13 protein-coding genes are annotated in these 16,587 nt (G+C 36.4%); 10 read left to right on the forward strand and 3 right to left on the reverse strand.

Annotated features, from left to right (window positions below; translation table 11 throughout):
* Positions 1-174 precede the first annotated feature (174 nt).
* Positions 175-483, reverse strand: coding sequence for a hypothetical protein (locus DW114_RS11190; protein WP_117453844.1), 309 nt, complete (start codon positions 481-483; stop codon positions 175-177).
* 174 nt (positions 484-657) lie between these two features.
* Between DW114_RS11190 and DW114_RS11195 the strand changes: the two genes are divergently transcribed.
* From DW114_RS11195 to DW114_RS11235, 9 genes are all read left to right on the forward strand, one after another.
* Entirely contained in the window at positions 658-2,667 is a 2,010-nt protein-coding gene (locus DW114_RS11195) for a hypothetical protein (RefSeq protein WP_117453845.1), read from the forward strand.
* Positions 2,664-3,266: a hypothetical protein gene (locus DW114_RS11200; RefSeq protein WP_147322628.1), complete on the forward strand. Its 603-nt coding sequence runs from the start codon at positions 2,664-2,666 to the stop codon at positions 3,264-3,266. Before DW114_RS11195 ends, DW114_RS11200 begins: the two co-directional genes overlap by 4 nt.
* Positions 3,267-3,587: 321 nt before the next feature.
* Positions 3,588-4,991: a TrkH family potassium uptake protein gene (locus DW114_RS11205; RefSeq protein WP_233509448.1), complete on the forward strand. Its 1,404-nt coding sequence runs from the start codon at positions 3,588-3,590 to the stop codon at positions 4,989-4,991.
* A gap of 18 nt (positions 4,992-5,009) precedes the next feature.
* The gene (locus DW114_RS11210; RefSeq protein ID WP_117453847.1) at positions 5,010-5,684 is read left to right on the forward strand and encodes a potassium channel family protein; all 675 of its coding nucleotides are present in this window, start codon (positions 5,010-5,012) and stop codon (positions 5,682-5,684) included.
* A gap of 70 nt (positions 5,685-5,754) precedes the next feature.
* Positions 5,755-6,432 (forward strand): sporulation protein YunB, encoded by a 678-nt coding sequence (yunB, locus tag DW114_RS11215; protein ID WP_117453848.1) that lies wholly within the window; start codon positions 5,755-5,757, stop codon positions 6,430-6,432.
* A gap of 106 nt (positions 6,433-6,538) precedes the next feature.
* Positions 6,539-7,999 carry a hypothetical protein gene (locus tag DW114_RS11220; protein ID WP_117453849.1) on the forward strand — a complete coding sequence of 487 codons (1,461 nt, stop codon included), beginning with the start codon at positions 6,539-6,541 and terminating at the stop codon, positions 7,997-7,999.
* Positions 8,000-8,002: 3 nt separating this feature from the next.
* Positions 8,003-9,172, forward strand: coding sequence for an NAD(P)/FAD-dependent oxidoreductase (locus DW114_RS11225; protein ID WP_117453850.1), 1,170 nt, complete (start codon positions 8,003-8,005; stop codon positions 9,170-9,172).
* A gap of 21 nt (positions 9,173-9,193) precedes the next feature.
* Complete coding sequence (locus tag DW114_RS11230; protein WP_117453851.1) at positions 9,194-11,005, forward strand: aryl-sulfate sulfotransferase; 1,812 nt, start codon at positions 9,194-9,196, stop codon at positions 11,003-11,005.
* 21 nt (positions 11,006-11,026) lie between these two features.
* Entirely contained in the window at positions 11,027-11,665 is a 639-nt protein-coding gene (locus DW114_RS11235; protein WP_117453852.1) for a Crp/Fnr family transcriptional regulator, read from the forward strand.
* A gap of 54 nt (positions 11,666-11,719) precedes the next feature.
* On the opposite strand, the gene DW114_RS11240 is transcribed toward DW114_RS11235, so the two are convergent.
* Both DW114_RS11240 and DW114_RS11245 read right to left on the reverse strand, forming a co-directional pair.
* Entirely contained in the window at positions 11,720-14,095 is a 2,376-nt protein-coding gene (locus tag DW114_RS11240) for a ribonucleoside triphosphate reductase (protein WP_117453853.1), read from the reverse strand.
* A gap of 14 nt (positions 14,096-14,109) precedes the next feature.
* Positions 14,110-15,249 carry an anaerobic ribonucleoside-triphosphate reductase activating protein gene (locus DW114_RS11245; RefSeq protein WP_117453854.1) on the reverse strand — a complete coding sequence of 380 codons (1,140 nt, stop codon included), beginning with the start codon at positions 15,247-15,249 and terminating at the stop codon, positions 14,110-14,112.
* Between the two features lie 232 nt (positions 15,250-15,481).
* Between DW114_RS11245 and DW114_RS11250 the strand changes: the two genes are divergently transcribed.
* A complete protein-coding gene (locus tag DW114_RS11250) occupies positions 15,482-16,546 on the forward strand; it encodes a metallophosphoesterase (RefSeq protein ID WP_117453855.1) in 1,065 nt (354 codons plus the stop codon).
* Positions 16,547-16,587: the final 41 nt, after the last annotated feature.

Consider the following 16,587-nt stretch of genomic DNA (forward strand, 5'->3'; position numbering starts at 1 on the left):
ATGATTGTATTATCGAAAAATATAAATAGGAATGATAAGCATTGTCTAATGAAAACAATAGATAGTGCTTTTTACATAGTAAAAGAAGAAAAAAATGTAAAAGAAATAATAGAATCAGAATAAAAAACCTGCGATATCAATGTAAGGATCATGATATTGCAGGTTTTTTATATGTTATGCATTTAATAGGCGGGGACGATAATGCCTGATGATTTTAGAAATGATCAAAGCAGCATTAGAGAATAGGCAAAGCGCAAATATGGATGTAGGAATACTGGAAACAGGATTTACATCCTCTAAAGCAGCTGTATCCATGTTGGTAATGAAGTGTTGAATTAGATGAATATCTGCGATGATTGCAATTGTGCAGAAGAGAAGACTGGCAATTATTAGTAATTTATAATCCAGTTTTTTGAAGATAATTCCACTGATTGGAATGAAGACGCTTGCCGCAATGCATACGATTTCAATAATGAAACGCATAAAATCACTCCCTTTTTTATATCTTAATCGTAACATATCCTTTATAAATAATGCAATTGTAAAATAGTGAAGAAATCTTAATAATTTTAAAGCGACCTTTAGAAATACTTTAGAATTTCTTTCATGAATCCTAAAATATTTCTACTATAATGAACATGGAAAGGGGGATATTTTATGGAATATCTATGGACTTTTGGCGTGTTGATGATTTTACTATTTGCCTATTTCGTATGGAATCAGAAAACACGCAGACAAACTCTGGAAACAACACAGGAATACATGAAAAAGATTGCATATATCTTATCAGCACCATTTCTGGCCATTATACAATTCTGCTTTGACTTTATAAAAGTTGCGACAAACTTTTTATTGAAACTACTTTCTCTGCTTTTGTTGCCATTTAAATCTTGTAATACATTGATTACGCATATCGATGAACGATTTGATGAAGGTTTAAAGGAAAAAATGAAACAGGAGAGTGCCGCAAAACGTATAAAGGAAGGCATTCAATTATATAAGGAAGCGCTTATGAAGGATAAACAAAGCTTTGTGAATCTTTCTATTCAGACTGTGGTTTTACTTGGTACGATCTTTCTTCAATATGTATCCTTTGCGACAACCTATCGTGGTATTAGTTTTTATTTTCAGGAAATGGCACCTGGAGCTGCTGTTTTTATCACGCTGGTCATTCAATGCTCCTTGTTAGTATTAGCAAATGCAATTGTACATCGACAGCGTTTTACGGCAGGGCGTACATTAATGATGTTGTATTTTATGTTTACTTCTATGTTTTTTTCATTTACTGGTATCGTAAATCAGGAAATATCGCCGGAAATTGATATTCGGAAAAATTATAGTGCTTTCTATAAAGACTATGAAAACCTTAGAAATGATGTATTATCCAAATCTACACAAAGTGGAGATACGTTTTCTATTACTTCTATTGATTCTGATATCAAAAGCCTTAAAAACAATGCAGAAAGTATGCGTTCTTCCATTGAGCAAAGCCTTGCTGCTCATCAATCACAATTAGATTCTTCTGTAAAGATTTCTTATGATGAAAACGGGTATCCTGTTTATGATACTACACAGAAAGATGGAAACTTACTCACAATGATTGATAAGGAAACTCAGCAAATTAATCGGTTATCAGAATTAAACAAACAGTTAAAACCAGGACAGATCAAACTAGATGCGTTGCGTGATAAAGCTTTTGAACAAAAAGCTTTGGAAGAAAAAATGAAACTGTTAAATGATCCTTCTACAGGGTATGCGGAAGTAAAACAAGCATATGATCAGCTGGCACAATATATGAAATCCATTGATTCATCCTTAAATATCAAGGCACTGCCAGAAACATTAGGTAACTATTATCGAAGCTTTGCCTTACAGAAAAAACTGCAAAGTGAAAAATGCTTAGATTATGACAGCTTGCGTGCGCAAGTCACAACACGCAAAACAGATATGACAAATGTATCCGATATTTTAGTAATGCAATCATTAATTACCAGGGAAATAACAGATAAATTTATAAATACTGATTTATCTGATGAAACAATTGCTTCAGAATCACAGTATTATGCACCTGCCATGAAACGCAGTGAAGAAGCACTTCATTTTGAAGATATCAACTTAGTCGCATTGGCACGTTTACATCCTTCTCACAAGGACTTTCCTACAGCGCTGTTCCTATTACTGTTGGCAATCTTTGTTGATGGGACAACCGTTTTGATGCCATTCTTCATGAATAAAACGAAGAAGACGATTTTATATGCGAATAAACGTAAAGATTTGCGTTTTGAAGAAGAAGATATCCTGTCTGATTTGATGATGCAGATATCAGATGATCCAATCATCGCTTATCAAAAGATGGATGCTCTTTTATCTAATTTTACATTGGCTCCATATTTACAGTCAAAAGGGTATGCGATGATGTGTGAAGAAGAGGTGTTACATACCTATTTGAAAGAAGATGGAAAAGATATGCGGGATTGTGTATTGTTCCTTCAACATTGCGGCTATCTGGATTATACAACCAATGATACCTTACAGATACTACGTAAAGAAGCAGGTCTTGAAGCAATGGGAAATGCAAATGTTTATCTGATGAAAACCAAACTGGTTATCTGGTTGAAACAAAATGAAGCATATGCTTATCAAAAAAGCATGCGGGAGGCAGCATGATGGATGCCTTGATTTATAATATCATGAGTGTTATCGTTACCGCCCTTGTGACAATTGGGTTGTTTAAACTGTTGGCAAAAAGAAAACTTGTGGCATCTTCTTTATCATTGATCTTGATGGATGGTGCCTATGCGTTGATTTTCTTTGCCAGCATGATGTTTTTGATTCAGGCGATTCTTCCTCAAAATGATGTTTGGCGTTCGCTACAGGCATTTGGATTTGCTTTCTGTATTGGCATTATATGTATTGTGATATTTGGTATATGGCTTTTGATATCAAAAAAATGGAATATCCATTTTCAAGATACAGGAATGATCCTTGTGGATTATATCAAGCTTTTTATCCTTTTATATATTATGATATGGCATATTCTGCCATCTCTGTTATCTATATGGATCACCATTCCTGTATATGATATTAAAGACAGTGATCGTATCCTGTTGTTTATTTTATGCAGTATTGGATTATTACTTGAAATGTTTTCTATCCGACAAAGAAACCATCAGGTATTTTCTTACCATAAAGGATTAAGTCAGCAACAGGTGAAAACTTATCTTTCCTTTATGAAGCACAGTCGGCATAATTCTAATAAGCTATAAAAGTGTAGGATATGTTATATCGTTATTATATTATGCAAAAGATTTTGAGTACCCGTGTAGCATGTGACTATGGGTACTCTTTTCATTTGTGACAAGTTTTATGATAGAATATATGTATGTAAATAACATGTAACTAACAAATTTGTGATATAGATGATACATTCTATATACGATTTTAACAGTATCTTAACAAAAATGAGCTCTATTTTAATAATAGCGGTTGTAAATTCCAAAGCAAGTGTGTAAAATGTATATACATCGTGAAGATGTATTCGAAAGCGTATAAATTATGGGTATAGATGAAAGGTAAGAAGGTATAGGATGAAAATGGTGAATTTTGTTCATACAGTATTGGATTTTAAAAAACTTTCACCGGCACAAAAGATTGCGACAAGCTTTTTATTTGTAATTCTTGCAGGTACGATTTTACTGATGCTTCCCATCAGTAATCGTGATGGACAGTTTTTTTCTCCAATTGATGCATTGTTTACAGCAACAAGTGCAACCTGTGTGACCGGTTTATCTACAGTAACGATAGCAGATCAGTATAACTGGTTTGGACATTTGGTTATTGTATTATTGATTCAGATCGGCGGACTTGGATTAATGACATTTATGGCGGTTTTGATTCTGATACTAAAGAATCGTTTGTCATTAAATGAAAAAATTGTTATGAAAGAGATGCTGAATCAGGATAAAGTATTTGATATGAAGAAGTTTTTGCTGGACATTCTTCGTTATACTTTATTTTTTGAAGCAATCGGTACGATTATTTTAAGTTTTCGTATGATTGATGATTATGGACCAATTGACGGAATCATGAAAGCGGCTTTTTTATCCGTTTCGGCATTCTGTAATGCAGGTTTTGATACATTAGGCTCTACCAGCCTGCAAGGCTATGTACATGATCCTTTGATTTGTATCACAATTATGTCTTTGATTGTGTTAGGTGGTCTTGGTTTTGCGGTATGGTTTGATGTCAGGGATAAACTGGATACGTTATTCCATCGTACGATCACATTTAAGAAGTTCTATAAGTCATTAACGCTGCACACCAAAATTGTTTTGGTTGTTACTGCGCTGTTGATTACGATTCCATCAGCTTTGATTTTGATTTTAGAATACAACAATCCTCAAACAATGGCAGGATTTACATTCCCTGAAAAGGTAATGTCCTCTACATTTGAGTCTATTGCTCTTCGTACAGCGGGCTTTACAACCATTAATTATGCGAATATTACCGCAGGAACACAGATGCTGATGATGGTTGTTATGTTTATCGGAGGATCACCTGGTGGTACTGCTGGTGGTATTAAGACAACTACATTTGCTATGCTAGTTATTTATATGATCAATATGCTGAAAGGCAGAGATAACATCGTTGTATTGAGAAGGCATATTGCCAATAGTACAATTATTCGTGCAATGGGGATATTCTTTATTAATATTGTCACTTTATTAACGGGTATTTTTCTATTAAGTATTGTACAGCCGGAAGCCTTTAATATGATAAGTTTTGAGGCAGTCAGTGCGATGGCAACTGTTGGAAGCTCCTTAGGTTTAACATCTTTGTTGAATTTTGGTGGAAAAGTGATTATTATATTGTTGATGTATGTAGGTAGAATTGGTATTTCTACGTTGATTATTTCGCTGGTAAAATCAAGGCATCATGGGGATGCAAAGGATAAGATCAATTATCCGGATGGCACAATTATCGTAGGATAGGAAAAGAGGAAGGTTTGTATGAAAAAATATCAGAATCGTCAGTATGCGGTGTTAGGACTAGGAATTTTTGGTTCCACAGTAGCGAAAACACTGAGTAAATATAACGCAGAAGTAATTGCTGTGGATATTGACCAGAAATGTGTCAATCGTATGGCAGATGTGGTAACGCAAGCAATGCAGTGTGATATCACAGATATCGACCAGTTAAGAGCTGCTGGTATTCAGGATTGTGATGTGGCAGTCGTCAGTATGGGAAATCATCTGGAACAAAGTGTGATGGCAATCATCAACTTAAAAGAGCTGGGTATTCCTTATATAGTGGCGAAAGCAAAAAATAAGCGTTATATGCAAATCTTTTCAAAGATTGGTGCGAATAAAGTTGTACGTCCGGAAAAAGAAATGGGCGAACAGGTCGCAAAAGGTATTCTTGGTAAAAATATCATTGATATCATCGATCTGGACAGTGAATACAGTGTTGTGGAAATACCTGCGCCAAAAGAATGGACAGGAAAAACACTGATTGATTTGAATTTAAGAAGAAAATATGGTATCAATGTCATTGGTATTAGAAATCATGTGACTGGGGACTTAAATGTCTGTCCGGAACCTGAATGTACCATTGAAAAAGATGATCACATCGTGTTGATTGCTGATGGAGATGCTATTAATAAATTTGATAATATGATTGATTAGGAGATGCACATTTGTATCTCCTTTTTTCATATACTGTAGGGATATGTGTATACAGAAAGAAGAGGATAGCTTGAAAAAAATCAAGAAAATAAAAGCAAAAAAAACCAAGCTGGTACTTTTGATTATGGTCATTGTCCTTACAATATGGTATCTGGTACATTCCTTTAATGCTTTTGTGGAGCCACAGCTTCAGGCAATCGCTAAACAGCATACAGGCTTTGCGATTAATAATATTGTAAAGGAGGTATTGGCAGATATGGAATATGAAAGTGATGAATTATTAAAGGTAGAACGCAACGAAGCACAAGAGGTGACCAGTATTGAATATGATTCCAAACGATTGAATCAGATATTGTATTCAGCGTTAAATACCATTGATGAATCTTTATTGGCAGCACAGGATGGCAAAAAGGATCCTAAGACCAAAGAGGTGTTTTATGAGGATGGCATTCTATATGAAATTCCTTTAGGATACTTCACAAAATCGTATCTTTTATATGATCATGGACCAAGAATCAAGGTGCGTATGAAGATGTTAAACGATGTTACCGGTGAAATAAAAACTGAGGCAAAGGCCTATGGTATCAATAATACAATGATACGTATTTCTTTAGTCGTTCATGTGGATGCACAGGTGATTACGTTCATGAGTTCTAATGAATATAAGACATCCATGGAGCTTCCTTTAATCGTTCAAGTGGTCAATGGGACAGTTCCTGATATGAGTCCGTATGCGCTTTCACAATAACTTGATATTTTATTCACAAAATGTGCAAAAGTGTTGGATATCCAACAAGTTTTATAAAAACAGTGGTGCTATCATTAGAGTGTCAAAAAGAGAGCTGGTGCAATAAATGAAAACAGATCATGAAGATATTTTAAAGTTTTATGGCAGACAGGAATTCGCAATCCTGCCGATTGTTTTGTACGTCATTTTAGGCGGTGCCATCATGATTATCACGCATTGTTATTCCATGAAAGTTTTAATACTTGCGGCAGTTTTATCTATTTTTACAGGGTTTATCTTTTGTAAAAATAAACGGGAGTTCTGGTGCTCTGTTGTTAGAGGGCTTGGCCAGTATGGAAATGCGCGACTGATTCTGATATTCATGGTTATTGGAATCTTTTCCAAGCTTTTAGTTACCGGGGGAATCGGTGGTGGATTTATTTGGCTGAGTACCAATCTTGGATTACATGGCGGCAGCTTTGTAGTATTCTGCTTTATTGGCTGTTCCATTATATCCATGGGAGCTGGTGCACCGATTGCGGCATTACTTGCAGTCATTCCTATCTTTTATCCCGCAGGGATTATGATGGGCGCAAATCCAGCAATTCTAATCGGTAGTATGATGAGTGGTATCTTCTTTGGGGATGCATTATCTCCAAGTTCTCAGGTCATTCATACCACGATTGCTTCCCAGCATGATGCGAAAACACATAAAAGTGCCGATCTGCTTGAAACGATGAAAGAACGTCTTCCTTATATTGCGGCAGCAGGTATTTTGTCAGCTGTGATCTTCCTGTTAACTGGAGGAAATGGTGGAGGCAATGGAGATATCGCACAGGCACAGGCATTATCCAATGTAAAAGGTTTGTTTATGCTGATACCGATTCTTGTTATGCTGATTATCTGCTTTAAAACAAGTGATCTGTTTGTTGGTGTATCTGGTGGGATTTTAACTGGTATCGTTATTGGACTTGTGACTGGTGTATTCCAGTTACAGGATTTGATTATGATTGATAGCCAGGCACAACAGGTACATGGGGTATTCTTTGATGGGGTATCCAGTATGACAGATATCATTCTGTCGACGATTCTGCTGTATGGTCTGATTCAGATTGCAGTAGAAGGTGGTATGATGCGTAAATGCTGTGATTTCTTATCATCAAGGAAACTGATTCAAAGTGCAACTGGTGCAGAAGCTATCATTGCAGCTGGTGTTGGTATCGTAAATATTCTTTTGGCAGGCTGTGTACTACCTTCTATCCTGATGTTTAAAGATGTAGCGGATGAAGTAGGACAGAAAGCAGATATACCAGCCAGTAGACGAAGTATTCTTTTGACTGCTATGGCAACCAATGTGACTGCGATTATTCCAATCAATTCCGCATTCGTGATGGGTGCTGTTACAGTAATACAGGAAATGGCCGCGAAAAACAGCATATTGCCGCTTGTAACACCATTTCAAATCTTTATTTCCTCATCTTACTGTTTGATTTTGACAGTAATATGTATTGCCTGGGTATGTGGTCTGGGCAGAAAAAAGGAAAAGTCAAGACATCTGAAACATTTAGCGCATGCAAAGGAGTGGTGAAAAATGAACGAGATGTATGATGTTATTATTATTGGTGGAGGCCCTGCTGGTTTAGCAGCAGCAATCTATGCAGGCAGAGCACAGCGAAAAACGCTGTTAATTGAAAAAGGAAGTTATGGTGGACGTATCAATGATACAAGAGAAATCCGTAACTATCCCGGTACGATATCTGATAGTGGAGCTGGGTTGATGGAGAAATTCAGAGCACATGCACAAAGCTATGCAACCAATGAATTTAAACGTACAACTGTAACGAGTATTGAAAAAATGGAAAATGGAAACTTTCTGATTCATACAAAACGTCGTGGCGATTTTGAAGCAAACTGTGTATTACTGGATATGGGCACAAAGCCTAGAATCTTAGGTATTCCAGGAGAAATAGAATTTGCAGGACATGGTGTTGCTTATTGTGCAACATGTGATGCTGAGTTCTTCAAAGGTAAAAATATTTACGTCTTAGGTGCAGGTGATCAGGCGATTGAAGAAGCTGATTATCTGACCAACTTTGCGAATAAAGTAACAATTATCGTTTTACATGAAGAAGGTCATCTAGATTGTAACGAAGTAGCTGCAGAAACAGCATTCCATAATCCGAAGATCGAATTTGTATGGAACTCCACGTTACAGGAAATTAAAGGTAAAGATGAAGTGGAATCATTGGTTATTAAAAACGTTGTGACCAATACAAGTGAAGAAGTTAAAGCAGATGGTATCTTCTTCTTTGTAGGAATGGTACCACAGACAGATTTTGTCAAAGACCTTGTAGCATGTGATAAAAAAGGCTATATCGAGGTCAATGAAAAGAAAGAAACCAATGTAGCGGGCATTTATGCAATCGGAGATTGTACACAGACCTTCTTACGCCAGGTTGTTACATCTGCAGCAGATGGAGCCATCGCCGCAACAGCAAGTGAGCGATATGTAAAAGAAAAGAAACAGATCGATGCGATTTTAACACCAGACAGTGGTAAAGTTGTATTCATGTTCTACAATCCATATGAATCAGCACAAATTGATGCACTTAGCAAGATGGAAGAACAGTTAAAAGATGAATACCGTATCATTCGTCAGGATGTTACACGCCAGACATTGTTGTTTGATCGCATTGGCTTAACGACATCACCTGCTTATGCATATTATGAAAACGGTAAATTAATAAAGATTGAAAAATAGGAAAGAATGGAGGAATGAATTATGGGACAGCCTACAGTTTTCCCACACGGAGTTACAGTTTATAATCCAGATAAATGCTGGAATGGGTACACAATCGTACCATTGATCAATGATGGTGTATTGTTGTTTGACATGAATGGAAATGAAATCAGAAGATGGAATATGCATGCAATGCCACCAAAATTATTACCTGGTGGATATGTCATGGGATTAAGTGGATATCGTCATCCAGACTATGGTATGCAGGATGGTGTCAATCTGATTGAAATTGATTATGATGGAAACATCGTATGGGAATTCGATAAATTTGAAGAAATCAATGACCCAGGCAGAGATCATCGCTGGATGGCTCGTCAGCACCACGATTATCAGCGTGAAGGCAATCCTGTTGGATATTATGTACCTGGTATGGACGCGAAACCATTAGAAGGCAATACATTAATTCTGGTACATCAGACATTGCATAATCCAAAAATTTCAGATAAAAAATTATTGGATGATTGCATGATTGAAGTTGACTGGGAAGGCAATATCTTATGGAAATGGTCTATTACTGATCACTTTGATGAATTAGGATTTGACGAAGCCGCATTGAATATTTTATCACGTGATCCAAATATGCGTTCATCTGATGGTGGTGTCGGTGATTATCTGCATGTAAACTGTATGAGTTATTTAGGACCAAATAAATGGTATGATCAAGGCGATCTTCGTTTTAAACCAGACAATATCATCTTTGACTGCCGTGAGGCAAACATCTTGGCAATTTTGGATAAAGAAACAGGTAAGATCGTATGGAAAATCGGTCCAGATTTCAACGCAACTCCAGAATTGAAGAAACTTGGATGGATTATTGGACAGCACCACTTCCACATGATTCCAAAAGGCTTGCCTGGTGAAGGAAACTTATTGGTATTTGATAATGGTGGATGGGGAGGCTATGGTACGCCAAACCCTGGATCAAAAAATGGTTCAAAGAATGCACTTCGTGACTACAGCCGTGTATTGGAATTCAATCCGGTTACATTAGAAATCGTATGGAAATTAACACCAAAAGAACTGGGCAATGCCATTCCAACAGATGCCAGCAAGTTCTATAGTCCATATGTATCAAGCGCTCAGCGTTTGCCAAATGGAAATACCCTAGTGACAGAGGGAAGCGATGGTCGTATAATAGAAGTAACGAAAGATCATGAAATCGTCTGGGAATGGATTTCACCATATTATACTCACAATGAAACCGGACCAAAGAATAATATGATCTATCGTGCATACCGTTATCCATACGACTATGTACCACAAGAACCAAAACCTACAGAAGTAGCAATTGAACGCATTGATAATACGACATATCGTGTACCAGGTGCTGGCGCATTTGGTGCGAAAAAAGTCATTGATGTAGAAGGCACACTTCCATATTATGCAGATGTTGCATTATGTGTTGCGACAGATGATGAAGAAGATATGAGCAAACGTGAAAAAGTATTTACCGTAGATACAGATGTATTTAAACCAGTAAATTCTATTTCTGATTGGAATGAAAAGGTATTGAAAGCAACAGATAAACCAGTATTGGTATTATTTGGCGCAGAACGCTGTGTTCACTGTAAAGCTCTTCACCCGGTATTGGAAGAAGCATTGAAAGAAGAATTTGATGATGCCTTCCATATCTGTTATGTCAATGTAGATGAAAATAAAGATATCGTAGAAGCTTGTCATGTACAGGGTATTCCTGTTGTGGCAGTATATAAAGGTGGTAAAGAAGTACAGCGTTTCAATGGAGAACGGGATTACGATGATGTCTGTGATTTCTTAGATCAGACGCTAGCTTAATAAACGTAAGGAGGAACTCTATTGAAAACAACATTTGCTTATCAATGTCTGCATCATAAGACCTATGCAAAATATCTGCGCTTTGAAACCTATAAAACAGCACATGTGATTCATCCCATTGGCTCAACCATAGATGAATTTGGAATTGTTGTGGATGGGTGTTTAAAGGCGGAGAAATATACCGTAAATGGAAATGAGGTATGCTGTGCATACTTTGAAAACAATGATGTATTTCCTGAGTTCCTTTATTTTACTGGAAAAAAATTATATACCTACTCTTTAGTGGCTGTGAAAAAAACAGAAGTTGCTTGGATTTCAACTTCTGTTTTTGAGCGTATGCTGGAAGAAGATCATGATATGATGTATGCGTTTATGCTTTATATATCCAAACGGGGAATGAAGAACCAAGCATTATTGAACTGTTTGTATTATCAAACCATTGCCCAGCGTGTTGCTTTCTGGTTGGTCAGTATGAATAATCTGGGACAAAATGAACGTATTCCATTGCCTAAATCACAAACGATATGGGCTAATACATTGCATGTATCCCGATCTTCTTTAAATCAGGAAATCAAACGTATGGAAAAGGAAGGTTATTTCCGTATTGAAGGACATACACTGATCTTATTGGATAAAGAAGGACTAGAACAGTTGTTATAGAGATGAAAAAAACCGTGCATCCCACATTAGATACACGGTTTTATTATGTTTTGATTACATTTGCTGATCGATGAATTTACGAATATTACTTGCATTGGCATACACTTCATAATCTTCATTGTTAACAACGACAAGTGTAGGTGCCTGCATGACAGCAAACTTTTGTGTTAATTCACGATTTTCTTCTGCGTCAATCTTTTCATAAGCGATATTGGCATTGGATAACCATGTTGTGGCAATCTTGCAGTTTGGACATGTCTTGGTAGTAAATAACAGAATTTTACCATCCTTGATTGCTGGTTTATTTGTATCTTCTACCTGTGGTTCTCCAGCTAATGCATCTCTGCCTTTTAATACAGAATGTCCGATATCATATACTTTACGTTCTTTATATTCCTGGGATTTACCTTCATTCCAGTTCTGTACTGGACGATAGTATCCTGTAATACGGCTCCATACTTCCGTTTTACCTCCACAGATTGGGCAGGTATATTGTTCACCATTGATATATCCATGGCTCTTACAAATAGAGTATGTTGGGGATAATGTATAATAAGGCAGTTTATAATTCTGTGCAATCTTACGAACTAAAGAAGCTGCTGCTTTCCAGTCTGGAAGCTTTTCACCTAAGAAGGCATGGAATACCGTACCTGATGTATAAAGTGTCTGTAACTCATCCTGAACATCTAAAGCGTCAAAGATATCTTCTGTATAACCAACTGGCAAGTGAGAACTATTGGTATAGTATGGGGTATTGCCTTCTTCTGTAGCTGTAATAATATCCGGATAACGTTCTTTATCATGTTTTGCTAAACGATATGTTGTAGATTCTGCAGGTGTTGCCTCCAGGTTATATAAATCACCGTATTCTTCCTGATAAATCACTAGGCGCTCACGCATGTGATTTAAGACTTCTTTTGCGAATTCCTGTGTTTCTGTATGTGTCAGATCTTTACGCAGCCATTTCGCATTTAAACCAACTTCATTCATACCAATTAACCCTAAAGTAGAGAAGTGATTGTTAAAGGTTCCCAAATAACGTTTTGTATAAGGATATAAACCTTCATCTAACAGTTTTGTAATTACACTACGTTTTACCTTCAAGGAACGTGCAGCAACATCCATCAAATGATCTAAACGTTTATAGAAATCTTCTTTGCTTTCTGACAAGTAGGCAATTCTTGGCATATTGATAGTTACAACACCAACGCTGCCTGTGCTTTCACCACTACCAAAGAAACCACCAGATTTTCTTCTTAATTCACGAAGATCTAAACGTAAACGACAGCACATACTACGAACATCACTTGGCTCCATATCACTGTTTACATAGTTTGAAAAATAAGGAGTACCATATTTTGCAGTCATCTCAAACAACAGTTTGTTGTTTTCTGTTTCTGACCAGTCAAAATCACTGGTAATAGAATATGTTGGAATTGGATATTGGAAACCACGTCCATGTGCATCGCCTTCAATCATAATTTCGATGAATGCTTTGTTGATCATATCCATTTCTTTTTTACAATCTTTATATTTAAAGTCAACTTCTTTTCCACCAACGATACAGTTTAATTCAGCTAAATCATTAGGTACGGTCCAATCTAATGTAATATTTGAGAAAGGTGCCTGTGTACCCCAGCGACTTGGTGTATTAACACCATAGACAAAAGACTCTATGCATTTTTTGACCTGATCATAACTTAGATTATCTACTTTCACAAATGGCGCAAGATATGTATCAAAAGATGAGAACGCCTGTGCACCAGCCCATTCATTCTGCATGATACCTAAAAAGTTTACCATCTGATTACATAAAGTAGCCAAATGACTTGCTGGTTTGCTGGTAATCTTGCCAACAACACCGCCTAAGCCTTCCTGAATCAGCTGTTTTAAACTCCAGCCTGCACAATATCCAGTTAACATGCTTAAATCATGGATATGCATATCGCCGTTTTTGTGTGCCTGTGCAACTTCATCATCATAGATTTCAGATAACCAGTAGTTTGCGGTAATTGCACCAGAGTTATTTAAAATCAAACCGCCAACAGAATAAGTAACTGTGGAGTTTTCTTTTACACGCCAGTCTGTAGCTTTTACATAGCTGTCCACTAAATCTTTATAATCTAAAATCGTAGACTTCATATTACGGATTTTTTCACGCTGTTTACGATATAAAATATATGCTTTCGCAACATCGCTGTATCCAGATTGAATCAATACAGATTCTACACTGTCCTGAATATCTTCGACTGCGATTTTATCATTTTTAATTTTTGGCTCAAAATCACTTGTGACACGTAGTGCCATCATATCGATCACACTTGGATGAAACTGTTTTCCCTGTGCTTCAAATGCTTTCGTGATTGCACTTGCAATCTTCGTAATATTGAAGTCTGCAACTTTTCCATCTCTTTTAATTACATTGTACATAGTCATGCTTCCTTTCATATCCCGCGTATCGCTGTATTTGGTATATAGGCTCTCACAATCTGTGCAAAAGTTTCTAATTCTTCTTTTTCACAGGCATGCAGCCCTTTCTTGATCACACATTCGCCATCTTCAAAATTTTGAAGATAATATGCGTTTGCTCCCTTTAACCATTTTCCAATCGCTTCCATTGTTTCCTTTGTGTGGTACTCCTTTACGATTGTCGTTCTAAACTCATAAGGGATGTTTCCCTGCATCAAATATTGCACACTCTTTTCAATTTGAGTCATGTCAATAGAATGAATACCGGCTGTTTCTGCATAATGCTCAGGATCGTTTTTAATATCCATGGCCACATAGTCAATCAATCCTTCATCCACAAGCTCTTTCAGCTTATCAGGATTGGTGCCATTGCTATCAAGCTTGATCTGATATCCAAGTGCTTTCACTTTTCTTAGAAACGGCGTTAACTGTGCCTGAAGAAGCGGTTCTCCACCACTGATACAAACACCTTCTAATATAGAAACACGACGTTTTAAGAATGATAGAATATCCTCGACATTCATTTCTGCCATATTTTCTGGTAAAAATACCAGATCGCCATTATGACAGAATGGGCATCGGAAATTGCATCCCCCTGTAAAAATCGTACATGCCATTTTTCCTGGATAATCAAGTAGTGTTAACTTCTGCATACCAAAGATTTTTAAACTGTTTTCATCTTCTTCAACATCATATTGCATTGCGTTCTGTGTGATTTTTGCTTGAACTTCTTCAAATAAATCAATTTCTTCCTGGCTCAGATTTTTTGTTAAACGTTCCCACCATTGTCTTCTGATCAGGTATAATTCAGAGATGATATTCTTCGTTTTATCGCTTGTATATAACTGGCGAACACGTTTATCATCTTTGCCGGGAACACTTTTTACATAGCCTAATTCTTCAAGCTTCTGTATCCCTTTTGTGATCGTTCCTTTATCAAATGCACCTTTACATGCAAGATTTTGCATTGTGATACCTTCATTTTCATAGATCATGATCAGAAACAGAATCTGTCCTGCACCTATCTGATAATGCTCCAGTTGTTTATCATAAAACTTCTGGGCACAACGATACAGAATTGAATTGTTCATCAATAAATAATTGCTACTTTCCATAGTTTTTGTTCCTCGTTATTCAATTAGTTGAATTTTCAACTATTAGTATGATATCACGCATTGACATACAATTCAACCAATGACGTGCACTTTCATGATTTTCATTTTTGTATATTTTACATACATTTAAATATGTCGATTTCCAAAGTGTTTCTTAACCAGAAATGACAAATTTGTAAGCTGAAACTTACTTGTTTTATGATATGATGATAAGGCTAAAGGGGGTCGTTTTATGATGGTTTTGTTTCTCATCATGTGTCTTTGTTTGATGATGTTGATTTTTTATATATTATATACATTCTGTATGCGTTGCTTTTCTCATGCACATAAAAAGGCAATCTTTTTAATATGCGCAACAATCATATCGCTACTCATGATCCTTCGTTTTTCTTTTCATTTTTATCAAATTACCAATACCTTTTTATTTGATGGGATATTATATCTTTGTACCTACTTTTTTTTAGGTGTTATCTTCTTATTCATTACCTCACTGATTGAACGTTTGTACATACATTTTCATAAGCGCTTCGCCTATAAAACAAGCTTTATCATAGCCTTAATCTTAGCTATAATCACTGGCAGTTATGGCATCTATCAAGGAAAAACGATTTCTATAAAAGAATATATCCAGATGATCCCCGCTTTACAAAAAGATGTTGATTTTCTAGCAGTGAGTGATTTACATATATCTACCAGTGTGAAACAGCCAGAACTAAAAGCGTTGTTTGATATCGCGAAAGAAAAACATGTGGACGCCATCCTGATTGGAGGTGATTTATTTGATGAATCTACCAGAGTACAAGATATGGAGGCACTTTATCAACTGGTAAAAACTTATCAAATACCAATATATTACATTGAAGGAAATCATGAACAGCTATCTTCCAAAAAGGCATTCTTTTTAAATCAAATGAAAGAAAGCGGTGTAATACTCTTACAGGATCTAAGTGTTGTCTTTGATCAACAGCTGATCATTACAGGTCGTAATGATAAAAAAGTCGGAAGAAAACCTTTATCGCAAATTATACCGCAAACCACCTTACCTGTTTTGTTAATGGATCATCGTCCTTTAACCGATGAGGAACATCTAGTGGATATCCAGTTTAGTGGACATACCCATAATGGACAAATTTTCCCCAACAATCTTTTTACCAGTATCGCATTTCCACATATCTATGGAAGGTATTCATCACCTTATCCGATGATTGTTTCCTCAGGCTATGGCACATGGGGATTTCCTATGCGTATTGGCAGTCAAAGTGAAGTGGTACTCTTGCATTTAAAAACCCAAAAGTAGCAAGACTTATAAACGAGAGTTACTTGCTTGAAAATAACTTG

The sequence above is a fragment of the Absiella sp. AM09-50 genome, assembly GCF_003433845.1.
GTDB classification, from domain to species: domain Bacteria; phylum Bacillota_I; class Bacilli_A; order Erysipelotrichales; family Erysipelotrichaceae; genus Hoskinsella; species Hoskinsella hominis.

Excerpts from the sequence above, each read along its gene's own strand:
- DW114_RS11190 (WP_117453844.1), bottom strand. The coding sequence starts at position 483 with ATGCGTTTCATTATTGAAATCGTATGCATTGCGGCAAGCGTCTTCATT.
- DW114_RS11195 (WP_117453845.1), top strand. The coding sequence starts at position 658 with ATGGAATATCTATGGACTTTTGGCGTGTTGATGATTTTACTATTTGCC.
- DW114_RS11200 (WP_147322628.1), top strand. The coding sequence starts at position 2,664 with ATGATGGATGCCTTGATTTATAATATCATGAGTGTTATCGTTACCGCC.
- DW114_RS11205 (WP_233509448.1), top strand. The coding sequence starts at position 3,588 with ATGAAAATGGTGAATTTTGTTCATACAGTATTGGATTTTAAAAAACTT.
- DW114_RS11210 (WP_117453847.1), top strand. The coding sequence starts at position 5,010 with ATGAAAAAATATCAGAATCGTCAGTATGCGGTGTTAGGACTAGGAATT.
- DW114_RS11220 (WP_117453849.1), top strand. The coding sequence starts at position 6,539 with ATGAAAACAGATCATGAAGATATTTTAAAGTTTTATGGCAGACAGGAA.
- DW114_RS11225 (WP_117453850.1), top strand. The coding sequence starts at position 8,003 with ATGAACGAGATGTATGATGTTATTATTATTGGTGGAGGCCCTGCTGGT.
- DW114_RS11230 (WP_117453851.1), top strand. The coding sequence starts at position 9,194 with ATGGGACAGCCTACAGTTTTCCCACACGGAGTTACAGTTTATAATCCA.
- DW114_RS11240 (WP_117453853.1), bottom strand. The coding sequence starts at position 14,095 with ATGTACAATGTAATTAAAAGAGATGGAAAAGTTGCAGACTTCAATATT.
- DW114_RS11245 (WP_117453854.1), bottom strand. The coding sequence starts at position 15,249 with ATGGAAAGTAGCAATTATTTATTGATGAACAATTCAATTCTGTATCGT.
- DW114_RS11250 (WP_117453855.1), top strand. The coding sequence starts at position 15,482 with ATGATGGTTTTGTTTCTCATCATGTGTCTTTGTTTGATGATGTTGATT.